This window comes from Agromyces sp. ISL-38, from assembly GCF_018613935.1.
In the GTDB taxonomy this organism is placed as follows: domain Bacteria; phylum Actinomycetota; class Actinomycetes; order Actinomycetales; family Microbacteriaceae; genus Agromyces.
In genome coordinates, this window is the sequence record NZ_JAGGPF010000006.1 from 124,961 (window position 1) to 137,565 (window position 12,605).

12 protein-coding genes are annotated in these 12,605 nt (G+C 65.7%); 8 read left to right on the forward strand and 4 right to left on the reverse strand.

The window, feature by feature from the left end; genetic code table 11:
• The first annotated feature begins 11 nt into the window (after nt 1–11).
• The gene (locus tag J7E25_RS05545) at nt 12–1,043 is read left to right on the forward strand and encodes an alpha/beta fold hydrolase (RefSeq protein WP_308164380.1); all 1,032 of its coding nucleotides are present in this window, start codon (nt 12–14) and stop codon (nt 1,041–1,043) included.
• Between the two features lie 477 nt (nt 1,044–1,520).
• Here J7E25_RS05545 and J7E25_RS05550 read toward each other — a convergent pair whose 3' ends face one another.
• Both J7E25_RS05550 and J7E25_RS05555 read right to left on the reverse strand, forming a co-directional pair.
• On the reverse strand, nt 1,521–2,180 hold the full coding sequence (locus J7E25_RS05550) for an SDR family NAD(P)-dependent oxidoreductase (RefSeq protein ID WP_214868731.1): 660 nt from the start codon (nt 2,178–2,180) through the stop codon (nt 1,521–1,523).
• A gap of 124 nt (nt 2,181–2,304) precedes the next feature.
• A complete protein-coding gene (locus J7E25_RS05555; protein ID WP_214868733.1) occupies nt 2,305–3,072 on the reverse strand; it encodes a TetR/AcrR family transcriptional regulator in 768 nt (255 codons plus the stop codon).
• 702 nt (nt 3,073–3,774) lie between these two features.
• Between J7E25_RS05555 and J7E25_RS05560 the strand changes: the two genes are divergently transcribed.
• From J7E25_RS05560 to J7E25_RS05580, 5 genes are all read left to right on the forward strand, one after another.
• Entirely contained in the window at nt 3,775–4,515 is a 741-nt protein-coding gene (locus tag J7E25_RS05560) for an SDR family NAD(P)-dependent oxidoreductase (RefSeq protein ID WP_214868735.1), read from the forward strand.
• Nucleotides 4,516–4,646: 131 nt separating this feature from the next.
• The gene (locus J7E25_RS05565; RefSeq protein WP_308164381.1) at nt 4,647–5,747 is read left to right on the forward strand and encodes an MFS transporter; all 1,101 of its coding nucleotides are present in this window, start codon (nt 4,647–4,649) and stop codon (nt 5,745–5,747) included.
• Between the two features lie 56 nt (nt 5,748–5,803).
• The gene (locus J7E25_RS05570) at nt 5,804–6,895 is read left to right on the forward strand and encodes an FAD-dependent monooxygenase (RefSeq protein ID WP_214868739.1); all 1,092 of its coding nucleotides are present in this window, start codon (nt 5,804–5,806) and stop codon (nt 6,893–6,895) included.
• A 49-nt stretch (nt 6,896–6,944) separates the two neighbouring features.
• Entirely contained in the window at nt 6,945–7,961 is a 1,017-nt protein-coding gene (locus tag J7E25_RS05575) for an aldo/keto reductase (RefSeq protein WP_214868741.1), read from the forward strand.
• A gap of 77 nt (nt 7,962–8,038) precedes the next feature.
• On the forward strand, nt 8,039–8,422 hold the full coding sequence (locus J7E25_RS05580; protein WP_214868743.1) for a DUF2255 family protein: 384 nt from the start codon (nt 8,039–8,041) through the stop codon (nt 8,420–8,422).
• A gap of 73 nt (nt 8,423–8,495) precedes the next feature.
• On the opposite strand, the gene J7E25_RS05585 is transcribed toward J7E25_RS05580, so the two are convergent.
• Nucleotides 8,496–9,479, reverse strand: a complete 984-nt coding sequence (locus J7E25_RS05585) for an aldo/keto reductase (RefSeq protein ID WP_214868746.1) — start codon at nt 9,477–9,479, stop codon at nt 8,496–8,498.
• Between the two features lie 49 nt (nt 9,480–9,528).
• The gene (locus tag J7E25_RS05590; RefSeq protein WP_214868748.1) at nt 9,529–10,365 is read right to left on the reverse strand and encodes an SDR family NAD(P)-dependent oxidoreductase; all 837 of its coding nucleotides are present in this window, start codon (nt 10,363–10,365) and stop codon (nt 9,529–9,531) included.
• Nucleotides 10,366–10,520: 155 nt separating this feature from the next.
• On the opposite strand from J7E25_RS05590, the gene J7E25_RS05595 reads away from it, so the two are divergent.
• Both J7E25_RS05595 and J7E25_RS05600 read left to right on the forward strand, forming a co-directional pair.
• Nucleotides 10,521–11,456 carry a helix-turn-helix transcriptional regulator gene (locus J7E25_RS05595; RefSeq protein ID WP_214868750.1) on the forward strand — a complete coding sequence of 312 codons (936 nt, stop codon included), beginning with the start codon at nt 10,521–10,523 and terminating at the stop codon, nt 11,454–11,456.
• Nucleotides 11,457–11,559: 103 nt separating this feature from the next.
• Nucleotides 11,560–12,603 (forward strand): NAD(P)-dependent alcohol dehydrogenase, encoded by a 1,044-nt coding sequence (locus J7E25_RS05600; RefSeq protein ID WP_214868752.1) that lies wholly within the window; start codon nt 11,560–11,562, stop codon nt 12,601–12,603.
• The last annotated feature ends 2 nt before the right edge of the window (nt 12,604–12,605 follow it).

Consider the following 12,605-nt stretch of genomic DNA (forward strand, 5'->3'; position numbering starts at 1 on the left):
TCGATCTCGTCGTGCGCGCCGTGGATCGAATGCGGGAGCGGCCCGTCGTCATCCTCGACCGCACGTCTCAGACTGCGACACCGGGCTTGTTCAACCTGATCCTCGAGAACGGCGGTTGGGTGCAGCTCGGCGTGGCGGTGCACGACGTGGCCGGCGGGCGCGTTGGCCGCGATGTCGTCTCGGAGTCCGCGCCGGGGTTGCTCGCGTCGGGCGTGCGCGCGTCGTGGAGCGGGATCTACTTCCAGACTCCGAAGGATGCCGGTCTCGAGGCGGTCGACGTCGAGGTACCGACTGCGGTCGGGCCGGCGCCGGCTTGGCTCATTGGGCCGCAGCGGACCTCGTCGAATACCTGGGCCATCCACATCCATGGGCTCGGTAGTAGTCGCGCAGGCACGCTCCGTGGCGTGCAGGTCGCAGCGGCAGCGAGACTGACTTCGCTAGTAGTGACATACCGCAACGACGGCGAGGGACCAGTCGTCGGCGCCGGGCGTTCGACGTTGGGGTCGATGGAGACTAATGACGTTGAAGCGGCAGTCCGGTTTGCCTCCGAACGAGGGGCTCGTCGATTCATCCTCTTCGGCTGGTCGATGGGCGCGACAATTGCGCTGCAGCTCGCCGCTCGACCTGACGTGCGCGATCAGATCGTCGGGCTCGTGCTCGAATCGCCTGTGCTCGACTGGGTCGAGACGATCAAAGCGAACTGCACTCGTTCCGGACTGCCGAGATGGGTTGGCGCGCTCGCGGTGCCATGGCTTGATTCGCCGGGGCTTGCCCGGCTTGTCGGGCTTGAGTCGCGCGTGATGACACACCGCTTCGACTGGATTGCGAGGGCCGGTGAGTTGTCAGTGCCAACGCTCGTCTTGCACGGTGAATTCGATACCTCGGCGCCGGTCAATGTCGTCAAGCGACTCAGCGGTCTCGTGCCCGACGCGGTGCGTGTCGAGGCGTTCGAAGCGGACCACACGATGACTTGGAACGTCGACCGCGATCGTTGGGAGGCCTTAATCGCCGAACGCTTGAGGCGAATGTCAGCCCCGGTGTAAGCCCTTCGCGAATCCGATCAGCACGCTTCGGCCTGTGCGTTTTGAGCGGGCGGTCTTGCAGGAATCGTACGCCCGCGAGACTTCGCGGGCGGTTGGGTTTGTGCTGGGCGATCCTTGGGTGCACCGTTGATCGACCGGCTCGCGGGCATGCGGATATTGACGACCTCCGCCGCTGGTGCCACAAACGTTCAAAACCCCGGGTTTCAGCCTCGCCAGTCGCGCCCCGCTGAGCCCGGGAGAATCAACCGTCTCCAGCCCCTCTCTCCAGGAGGTTCTGACCACCTCGACCTGACGGGTCAAAACGATCGCTTCCGGTTGAGTGCGCGATCTCCCAGACACGCGGCTCCAAGTCGAGCACCGAGCACGCTCAAAATCTTCTAAACAAGCCGTAGCGCCCACCGGAAGAGGGTGGGCGGGGCGCGTAGTAGAAGGGGTGCACCCGTCTGGAGTGTGCCCCTTCTCCCTGCTGTGGGGATGTCAACTAACGATGACTTCCGTCTCCCAGTTCTCTCGCTCCTGAGCGTGTAGGGCGATGTAGTGCTCTGCCAACGCGTCGGGTGCGAATCGGTCCTCGCCACCACCGATGGTCCCGCTGACCGTGACGGTGGCGACGTGTACCGGCGCGTCCTCGAGTTGCGCCTTCAATGCCAGTACGTACGCGCGTAGCGCCGCCTTCCCGACAGAAATGGACGCGTAGTCGGCGCTGGGATAGAGGGCTGCCCCGCCGCCGGTGAACAAGAGGCTGCCGCGTCCGTCATTGAGGGCGGGGAGGATGGTTTCGGCGGCGATCTTCGCCCCGAGGATATCGACTGCGAGGGCGGCGATCCATCCCTCGTCGTCTCCGTCCACGGGAGTGTCCATGCGGATCATCGCTGCGTTGTACACGAGCACTTCCGGCGCACCTAGATCCGTGATCGCGGCGGCGATGCCGGCCCGAAGGCTGTCTGGCTCTGACGCGTCGGCCATGAAACCTCGCACCGGCACCGCCGTGGTCCTCAGGTGTGAGGCATAGAGATCGAGAGTGGATTGAGAACGACCGAGCAAGGCCACGGGGTGGCCACGGTGCGCAAATGCGCGGGCGAGGGCTGAGCCCAGCCCGGGGCCGACCCCGATGATGATTGCCGATCCAACAGGCATGATGATTTCCTTCCTTAGTACCTCGTGGCGACGCGAGAACTAACCAGCGACGACGGGGGCCTGAAACTGGGGCTTCACGTCCGTAGTCGGCGTCGCTCGAGTTGATGGTGACGTCGAGTAGGTGTCAGCGAGGTGCTGAGGGGTGTTCGTCGAGCTCGGGATGATGCGCGGCTAGCAGCCCCGACTCATCAGGGGCGTGTCCGCGTTGACGGCGTTGTTCAGTGGGCCGAGTTATCGGGGCGCTGAGGAGTATGTGAAGTTGCGCCGTTGTCAACGCTTCCACGGGGAGCGTTGCGACGCTGTTGCGCTGGCGCTTCAAGCCGTCGAGCATGACCCAGAGGTACCGGCGGTACAGGTCAGTGGAAGAGTCGCCCTCTTCGATCGCGGGCCCGTCTCGCACGACGGCGCTGATGGAGATGCAGGCGATCTGAATGAAGATCAGATCAGGGCCGGTGGCGTCGGCACGGATGACCCCGGCTTGTCGTGCGCGTTCGGCCACGCGATTGACGACGGGTGCCAGTCGGCTGCGGCTGTGGTCGTTCATTTCCGGCCTGACGCGCCGACCGGTCAGGAGCTCTGCCATCCCGCGATCTGCCACGTGCAGAGCGATGGATTTCTCTAGGTAGTGCACGAGCGCGTCCCAGGGGTCGTCTGTGGCGAGGGATTCGTTCAGGATGGCTTCGAGTTCGTTGTCCTGCTGACAGCGAATCGCATCGATGAGGTCTTCTTTGTTTGCGAAGCGCCGGTATGCGGTGCCCACGCCTACGCCGGCACGGTGGGCGACGTCGTTCAGGGTCGCGTCCAGGCCTCGCTCGGCGAAGACCTCGCGGCCCGCGTCCAAGAGTCGTGCACGGTTGAGAGCGGCATCCTTCCGCAGCTTCACTTCGGTCATGTGACGACCCTATCAAAGCGGTTGCGGCGTATCCGCTTATGTGGTACCTTCTATGCGGATGCACAGTATCCGTTTGATGCTGACATTTTGTCAGCGTCTTACATCCAACTTCGAACCAGGCTTACGGACCTATGCGTCCAGAACCACCCTGAGCAACCCGTTATGACTCGGGTATCCCAGATTTGTAGCGGTCTACGGCCCAGCGCCTTACGCATTCGGCTCCGGTGGGCTGCCAATCAGAAATGAAGGAAAACATGCTGACATCTGAGCAGCGTCATGATGCCGAGTCGGCAATCACACGCTTGATCTACACGTACTTCCACCGCCTGGATGGTGCCGACTTGGCGGGTGCCCGCCGCTTTGTTCGAGAAGACACGCTGGCAGCTGTCGCCCGAGGTCATCTGTCAGGGCGCTGACGAGCATCTCGCGGCACTGCAGGTCATCCGCATCCACGGTAACCGACTCGGTACCCGGCACGTGGTGAGCAATCTGCTCATCGATGTCGCCGAGGCAGCAACTTCCTCGGCGGTGCGATCGGCTCCGCCCTCGCCGGACCGCTGTGGACTGCCGGCGGGTGGACCGCCGTCACCGGCACCGCCCTTGCCATCATCATCGTCGCGCTCCTGGTCTGGGTTCTCACCCGCCGCGGCGCTCTCACCGACCAGAGCTGACACCGCTCGACACCAGCAAGGAGATCCCCGAATGTCTCGCATCTTCATCACCGGCTCCTCCGAAGGACTCGGCCGAAACGCCGCCCTCGACCTCCTCCACGACGGGCACGAGCTCGTCCTCCACGCCCGCAACCCCCACCGGGCCGACGCCTTAAGCGACCTGACCGCGCGCGGTGTCCGGATCGTCGTCGGCGATCTCGCCCACACCGACGACGTCCGCGCGGTCGCAGAACAGGTGAACAGCGTCGGCCGGATGGACGCCATCATTCACAACGCCGGCGTTGTCAACGGATCCCCGGTCCTGCCGGTGAACGTCGTGGCCCCCTACCTGCTCACGGCGCTGATCGAGCGCCCCGACCGGCTGGTGTACCTCAGCAGCGGCATGCACCGCGGAGGGCGGGCAGACCTGACCGGTGCCGACTGGTCCGGGACCCGAGCCACCAAGACGTACTCCGACTCGAAACTGTTCATCACCGCGTTCACGTTGTTCATCGCCCGCACCTGGCCTGACACCTTCAGCAACGCCGTCGACCCCGGCTGGGTACCCACCCGAATGGGCGGGTCCGGAGCGTCGGATGACCTCCGCGAGGGCCACCTCACCCAGGCCTGGCTGGCCGGCAGCCACGACCCCGAAGCCGAAGTCACCGGCGGGTACTGGCACCACATGCGCCAGCAGGCACCCCACCCTGCCGCACAGGACCAGGGTTTTCAAGACGATCTGATCGCACAACTCGCCCACCACACCGGCGTCGAACTGCCGACCACCCGCTGACAGTTCAGCGGCCACTAAAGCCACCGGACCCAACAAGGGATGAACCTTTGACAACCACAACTCCGTCGATCGACACAGCGACAGGCCAGAAGCCGGCCTCGTGGGCAGGAGTTGTCTCACTGGGGCTAGGGGTGTTCGCGATCGTCATGTCCGAGTACCTCCCCGCGAGTCTGCTGCCCCGTATCGCAGACGACCTCGGCGTCTCCGTCGGAGCCGCGGGACAGAGCGTCACCGTGACCGCCATCGCGGCCGCGTTGTCGGCTCTGTTCATCTCGGTGGTACTTCCGCGCGCCGATCGTCGGCGCGTCATGATCGGTCTCACACTTCTCGCCGTGATCTCCAACGTGATCGTCGCATTCGCGCCCAATCTGCCAGTACTCCTGGCATCCCGCATCCTGCTGGGGGTCGCGCTCGGTGGATTCTGGGCCATGGCCACGGCCATGGCCGCACAGATGGTGCTCGCGGGCCACCTCGGGCGTGCACTGACCATTATCAACATCGGTGTGTCTGTCGCCACCGTCGCAGCGGTCCCTCTCGGCGTGTGGTTGGGCGAAGTGTGGGGATGGCGAGGAGTATTCCTGTTCGGCGCCGTCGTGGCGGTGATAGCGCTCATCGTGCAGGCGACGACACTTCCCCGTGTCACACCCACTGCTGCCAACGGGCTTCGAGCGCTCGGTTCGGCACTCCGATCCCGCGTCGTGATCTTCCTCCTGCTCGCGGTGCTTCTGGTCTTCAGCGGTCACTTCAGCGGGTTCACCTACATCCGCTCGGTAGCCGAGAGTCTGTCCGCCATCGACGCCGGGGGATTCTCCATCCTTCTGCTGGTGTTCGGAATCGCCAACTTCGTGGGAACGGCGATCGGTGGCCCCCTGGCCGACCGCGCAATGCGTCTGGCCGTGTTCCTCTTTCCTGCCCTGGCGGGAATGGGAATGTTCGTCATGCTCGCCACTGGTGGTTCGATCGTCGGTCTGTTCATTGCGGCCGCGCTGTGGGGCTTCGGCTTCGGTGGGGTACCGACTGCAGTGCTGACGTGGGGCGCGAAGATCGAACCCACCCGACTCGAGCAGATCGGCGGACTCATCATCACGGTCTGCAACATCGCGGTCGCTGTCGGGGCCATCGTCGGAGGCATCCTCGTCGACGAAGCGTCAGCCGCTGCACCGCTGATCATCGGCGGAATCGCGGCACTGATCGGCGCCGCGATCCTCGTGAGTCTGCGCCAGCGGCACTAGAAGCGCAGCATAAGCGACGCACCAGGTGGTCGGAACACCACAGAAAGGGCAGCATAATGTCGGAAACGACGGTGGTAAACCGAGATCGCCTGCAGGCAGTGATCGTGGGTGGCTCCCTCGCGGGCCTCGTCAGTGCCCTCGCGCTGGCCCGTGAGGGTGTCGAGGTCACGGTGCTCGAGCGTTCGAACCCAGCCCCGCGTCTGGGGGGCGGGCTCGGGGTTGATGGATCGCTGCTGGCCCGGGTCACGGGGGTCGCCCGATTCGCCGGCAATTCGCCGTTCTCCGCCATGGCCGCGCCCTGGACGGCTGTGCGGGAAGCGCTGCGCGAAGCGGCGGACGCGGACCCCCGGATCGAACTGCATCATGACCTCCACGTCAGCGACGTGGGGCAGGATGCGCACCGGGCATGGGCGATGTCGCAGGACGGTAGGCGCTTCGACGGCGACCTGCTGCTCGGCGCCGATGGGCATCGCAGCCTGCTCCGTCGGCACGTGGCTCCCGAGCGGCCCGATGCGGATTACGCCGGCTACGTCATCTGGCTCGGGATGGTGGACGAAGCCGCGCTCTCACACCCTGGCCGGCGCCCGACCTCCTGGGACATGCTCGACGCCGACGGCGACATCCTCTTCGGCATCCCGGTCGCCGGGCCAGACGGCTCGACCGAGCCGGGCCGCGGGCGTATCGGCTGGGCGTGGTATGACGCCAGGCGTAACGACCTCCTGCAGCAGACCGGTGCTGTAGCCGACGGGGTGGTGCAGCACTCGGTCCGTGGCCGCGACCTGTCCGATCAGACCTTGATGGAGCTGGCCGAGGAAGCACATCGGTGGCCTCGACCCTGGCGCGACGCGATTCTGCACAGCATCGCGGAACGCGACGTGATCGGAACACCGATCGCCGAGTACGTCCCGCTCAGGCTCTTCGCCGGCCGGATGGCCCTGGTCGGGAACGCCGCGCACGTGCCGACGCCGATGACGGGGCAGGGGTTCGACGCCTCCGTGCTCGACGCGGAGGCCCTTGCTCGGGAGCTGCGGGATGCGGGCTCGGGTGACGTCCCGGCGAGGCTGGCGGAGTACGAGCGGATCCGCCTCGATGACGTGCAACGACTCGTCCGCGGAGGACATCGCTTCAGCCGGTCGTTCGCCGGCTGAGATCACCGACGACCGTCGGCGACGCAGAACAAGCACAAGGGAGAAGACCATGGAACGACGACTGCTGGGACGCACGGGCGTGTCCGTCAGCCCACTCGCACTGGGCGCGATGATGTTCGGCGGCTGGGGCAACAAAGACAAGGATGCCTCGGTCGGTATCATCCACCGAGCGCTGGACGCGGACATCAACTTCATCGACACCGCCGACCTGTACGCCGCAGGGGAAACCGAGGAAATCGTCGGAGAGGCGCTGCAGGGTCGGCGCGACGACGTGGTGCTCGCCACCAAGTTCTCCATGCCGATGGGCGACGACCCGAACAATCGTGGCGGATCGCGCCGATGGATCGTGCGCGCGGTCGAGGACTCCCTTAGACGGCTGAGAACCGACTACATCGACCTGTACCAGATGCACCGGGCCGACCCGAACGTCGACATCGACGCGACGCTCGACGCGCTCAGCGACCTCGTCCACCAGGGCAAGGTGCGGTATATCGGGTCGTCGACCTACTCCGCGAGTCAGATCGTGGAGGCGCAGGAAGCTGCCCGCCAGGGCGGCTTTCAGCGGTTCGTCACCGAACAGCCGCCCTACTCGATCCTCACGCGAGAAGCCGAGCAGGACGTGCTGCCGACCACGCTGCGGCACGGCATTGGGACGCTGACCTACAGCCCGCTCGCCGCGGGCTGGCTCTCCGGGTCATGGACGAAGGACTCGTCGCCGACTTCCCCGGCGCGCAAGCGCATGGCCGGCCGGTTCGACATGAGCTTGCCCGCCAACCAGCGCAAGCTCGAGGTTGTCGAGCAACTCGCGGCCGTCGCTGACGAAGCGGGAATCAGCATGATCGAGCTCTCGATCGGCTTCGTGCTCCGGCACCCCGGCGTGACCTCCGCGATCGTCGGGCCGCGGACCATGGAGCAGCTGGAGTCGCAGCTTCCGGCCGCCGACGTCGTGCTCAGCGATGAGGTGCTCGACCGGATCGACGAGATCGCGACGCCTGGAGTCACGATCAACCCGGCGGACACCAGCTACGGAGAGCGTGAGCTCGCTCCGCAGGCACGGCGGCGCTGAGAACCTTCGGCTGCCAGCGCACCCGCAGCAGGGTTATCACATCCACTGAAGTACCACGAGAAGGAGAGGACGACTCGATGCCCGCATGGACTGTCGATGACCTGGCGAGGATCGGCGGTACTGACGAGCTGATCTTCGCGCCCCGCTGGGCGGATGGGTCCCTTCGACCTGGCGTGCCCGTCTGGGTGGTCCGGGTCGGGGACGATCTGTTCCTGCGCTCCTACCGTGGCCGCTCGGACGGCTGGTTCCGGCACGCACTTGAACGCCACGAGTCACACATCAGTGCCGGGGGAGTGGACCGCGACGTCACACTCGAGGAACCTGACGACGCGGTGCAGCCGCAGATCGACCAGGCCTATCGTGACAAGTACGCGCGCTATGGCGGCTCCTATGTGCGCCCCATCCTCGCGCCTACAGCCGTCGCGGCGACGTTTCGCCTGCTACCCGCCGATGGCGACTGACGGGATCGACGGCAGGTAGGCTGCCGAGGTTTCACACTCGGCGGCCTACCCGCGGTCGGCAATGATGCCGCTATCACATGAAGTGGCTGGGCTCCCGGAACGTGTAATGCTCCTCGAGGGCGTGCACCTCGTCGTCGGTCAGCTCGATGTCGAGGGCTGCGGCGGCGTCGCTGAGGTGGTGTTCTTTCGTCGCGCCGATGATCGGGCCGGTGACGACCGGGTTGTGCATCACCCATGCCAACCCGATCTGCGCCATCGATACCCCGCGCGCCTTGGCGATCGTTTCGACGGCGTCGACGACGTCCTTGTCGGCGTCGTTGTAGAGGGCGTTCCCGTATTCGTCGAGGTCGTCCGCCACCGTTCCCCGAGCTGAACCGGTGGAACCCCACGGTCGTGCAACCATGCCCAGGGCGAGAGGCGACCAGGGGATGGAACCGATGCCGGTGGACTTCAGTAGCGGGAACATCTCTCGTTCTTCTTCACGCTGGAGGAGGCTGTACTGGTCCTGCATCGACACGAACCTTGTCCACCCGTTCGCCTCGGCGACGTGCTGGAGGGTCGCGAACTGCCACGCCCACATCGACGACGCGCCGATGTAGCGGGCCTTGCCGGCTTTGACGACGTCGTGCAGCGCTTCCATCGTTTCTTCAACCGGCACGGTGGGGTCGAAGCGGTGGATCTGGTACAGGTCCACGTAGTCGGTGCCGAGTCGTGTCAGTGATGCGTCGATCTGCTGCATGATTGCCTTGCGCGACAGGCCCCGGTCGCCGGGGTTGTCGCCCATGGGGTAGAAGACCTTGGTGGCGAGAACGATCTGCGCCCTGGAGGCGTACTCCCGCATCGCGCGCCCGACGATCTCCTCCGAGTTGCCGGCGCTGTAGACGTTCGCGGTGTCCCAGAATGTGATCCCGAGTTCCGTGGCCTGGCGGAAGAATGGGGTGGCATCTTTTTCTTCGAGGGTCCAGTCGAATTGGGTGCCGGGGGTCCCGAAGCTCATGCAACCCAATGCGATACGGCTGACCTGGAGGCCGGAGTTCCCGAGTTGAGTATATTTCATGCGGATCTCTTCTCATCTCAGGGACGCTGGTCGCGTCCCGATGGTGGTTCTAGTTCTCGGTGAGGGCCGTGGATGAGGCGACCGTCTTCTGCCGCTCGACCTCGTCGCGGACGCGGTCGAGCTTTGCGGTGACGATGTCGATCGCCTCGGCGCCGACGAATAGCCGCTCCGGGAACGCTCCGGAATCGACGGCCCCGACGATGATCTGGGCGGCCTTGGCGGGGTCTCCGGGCTGCTGGTGGTTCACTGCTTCGGACAGGCCGCGCATCTGCGCGACCACAGTGCCGTCGTACGCGGCCAGCGGCGCTGAGGCGGTCAGGCTTGTGCCGTCGAGGAAGTCGGTGCGGAAGTCCCCGGGCTCCACGACCCCGGCGGTGATGCCGAGCTCAGCGACCTCCGCACGCAACGCCTCGGTGAAGCCTTCGACGGCGAATTTTGAGGAGGTGTATGCGCCGAAGCCTGGCACACCCTGGAACCCGCCGTACGAGGACAGGTTCACGATCGTCCCCGCCCCCTTACCGCGCAGGACGGGCAGGACGGCGCGGGTGACGGCGACCAACCCGAACACATTGACTGCGTAAAGGGCCTGGATCTCCTGATCGGTCAGCTCCTCCAGCGCGCCCTGGTGGCCACGGCCGGCGTTGTTCACGAGCACGTCGATCCCGCCGAACCGGTCGATGGCGGCGGCCACAGCAGCGGCGATCTGCTGTCGGTCAGTGACGTCGAGCTCCACCGGCAGCAGCGCATCGCCGGCGTCGGGGAACGCCCGACGGACCTTCTCCAGGTCGCGGCCCGTGGCCGCAACCTGATGACCGGCGTCCAACGCCGCACGGGTAATCGCGGCGCCGAGACCCCGGGACGCTCCGGTAATGAACCACACACTCATTCGCTTCCTTCCTTCTTTAATTGATCGGGACAGTGACTCCAGTCAAACCGCAGCTACAGCCGGAAACGTGCGCGGGGCAGGGCCAACGTTGCCTAGGTCTGACAGGCCCCCCTAACCCCGTCCCAAAGCCGCCTGCGCGTGGAAACATGGTGGGAATGAAGCGATCTACCTCCGGCGTTTCGCCGCGTGCCGAGCTGAGCGCGTTCCTGCGCGCACAGCGCGAACGGCTGCGCCCTGAGGACGTGGAGCTGGTTCCAGACGCGGTACCGCGCCGGGTGCCGGGGCTTCGGCGCGAGGAGGTCGCTCGGCTGGCCGGGGTGAGCACCGACTACTACACCCGGCTCGAGCAGGGTAGAAAGTTCACGCCGTCAGATGGGGTCGTGAACGCGATCGCTCGCGCCCTTCGAATGGACGACGCAGCCCGGGAGCACCTGTTCGACCTCATCCGACTCCCCGCCGGCACGAGCGGGGTGCCGCAGGTGCAGCGGGTGCGGTGGACCAATCAGCAGCTCATCGACTCCTGGACAGGCCACGCCGCCCTCATCACAGGCCGCGGACACGACGTTCTGGCAACCAACGCGCTCGCGCGTGCCCTGCTCACCGACTTCAACGCCCTGCCGGTGCGGCAGCGCAATTACATCCGCTGGCTGATACTCGACCCGGCCGCCCCGCCGCTGTTTGCGGACTGGGAAACAGTGGCCTCCGAGATGGTTGCCGCGCTGCGGCTGGACGCCGGCAAGCATCCCGACGACCGCGGAATCGTCGACCTCGTGGGCGAGCTTGCCGTCAAGAGCGAGCAATTCCGCACCTGGTGGGCGGACCAACGGGTGCTGGGTTCCTCCTACGGCGTCAAACGCTTCCGCCACCCGGTAGTCGGGGACCTGGAGCTGAACTGGCAGGGGCTCGCTCTGCCCGGCGACGAGGACCAGACAATCTTCATCTACTTCCCCGAACCCAACACCCGGAGCGCCGACGCGCTCGCCCTGCTGGCCAGCTGGAGTGCCGACCCCGCCGCGGCATCCGCCGATGCGCAGGCTTCTTCGAGCGGGGTTGCCGCGGCCGAGCTGCCGTCCCCGGAGACGCACGACTAGCTGACTGCCGACCCGTCAAAACGTCACATCCGTGTCAAGAAGCCCCGAGCTCGATAGTGCCGGTCCTGGTCGGCCATAGACATTCGCACCACGAAGGAGAACCATGCTCACCGTCAACGCGTACGCCGCGCCCTCGGCCACCGAACCGCTCATTCCCACGACCATTCAGCGCCGTGATCTAGGACCTCACGATGTGCTGATCGATATCGCCTACGCCGGAATCTGTCACTCCGACATCCACACCGTCCGCGGCCACTGGGGACCCATCACCTACCCGCAGGTCGTCGGCCACGAAATCGTCGGCTTCGTCCGCGAGATCGGCCCCGAGGTCACCAAGCACACGGTCGGCGATCGTGTCGGCGTCGGCTGCCAGGTGAACTCGTGCGGGCACTGCGAGCAATGCCTGAAAGGCGAAGAGGTCTACTGCCTCAACACCGCCGTGCAGACCTACGCTGCTGAGGACTACGACGGCACCATTACCCAGGGCGGCTACTCCCAGGCCATCGTGGTCAACGAGAACTTCGTGCTGCGCGTGCCCGAGTCGCTCCCTCTCGAGAAGGTCGCCCCGCTGCTGTGCGCCGGCATCACCCTCTACTCGCCGTTGAAGCACTGGAACGCCGGCCCCGGCACGAAGGTCGCCGTCGTCGGGATGGGTGGCCTCGGCCACGTCGGTGTGAAGCTTGCCCACGCGCTCGGCGCCGAGGTCACCGTGCTGTCGCAGAGCATGTCGAAAGAAGAAGACGGCAAGCGGTTCGGCGCCGACCACTATTACGCCACCAGCAACCGCGAGACGTTCGAGAAGCTGGCCGGGGAGTTCGACCTGATCCTGAACACCGTCTCGGCGAAGCTCGATATCGCTCAGTATGTGAACTTGCTCGCCGTTGATGGAACGCTCGTGCTTCTGGGTGCGCCTTCGGAGAACATCAGCCTCCCCGCGATGCCGCTCATCGGCGGCCGCCGCTCGATCTCTGGATCGGCCAACGGAGGCATCCCGATCACGCAGGAAATGCTCGACTTCTGCGCCGAGCACGACGTGCTCCCCGAGACCGAACTCATCACCGCCGACGACATCAACGAGGCCTACGAGCGCGTGCTGTCCTCCGACGTGCGCTACCGCTTCGTCATCGACGCCAAGAGCTTCGCGTGAAC

Excerpts from the sequence above, each read along its gene's own strand:
- J7E25_RS05600 (WP_214868752.1), top strand. The coding sequence starts at position 11,560 with ATGCTCACCGTCAACGCGTACGCCGCGCCCTCGGCCACCGAACCGCTC.
- J7E25_RS05585 (WP_214868746.1), bottom strand. The coding sequence starts at position 9,479 with ATGAAATATACTCAACTCGGGAACTCCGGCCTCCAGGTCAGCCGTATC.
- J7E25_RS05575 (WP_214868741.1), top strand. The coding sequence starts at position 6,945 with ATGGAACGACGACTGCTGGGACGCACGGGCGTGTCCGTCAGCCCACTC.
- J7E25_RS05590 (WP_214868748.1), bottom strand. The coding sequence starts at position 10,365 with ATGAGTGTGTGGTTCATTACCGGAGCGTCCCGGGGTCTCGGCGCCGCG.
- J7E25_RS05560 (WP_214868735.1), top strand. The coding sequence starts at position 3,775 with ATGTCTCGCATCTTCATCACCGGCTCCTCCGAAGGACTCGGCCGAAAC.
- J7E25_RS05570 (WP_214868739.1), top strand. The coding sequence starts at position 5,804 with ATGTCGGAAACGACGGTGGTAAACCGAGATCGCCTGCAGGCAGTGATC.
- J7E25_RS05580 (WP_214868743.1), top strand. The coding sequence starts at position 8,039 with ATGCCCGCATGGACTGTCGATGACCTGGCGAGGATCGGCGGTACTGAC.
- J7E25_RS05555 (WP_214868733.1), bottom strand. The coding sequence starts at position 3,072 with ATGACCGAAGTGAAGCTGCGGAAGGATGCCGCTCTCAACCGTGCACGA.
- J7E25_RS05595 (WP_214868750.1), top strand. The coding sequence starts at position 10,521 with ATGAAGCGATCTACCTCCGGCGTTTCGCCGCGTGCCGAGCTGAGCGCG.
- J7E25_RS05550 (WP_214868731.1), bottom strand. The coding sequence starts at position 2,180 with ATGCCTGTTGGATCGGCAATCATCATCGGGGTCGGCCCCGGGCTGGGC.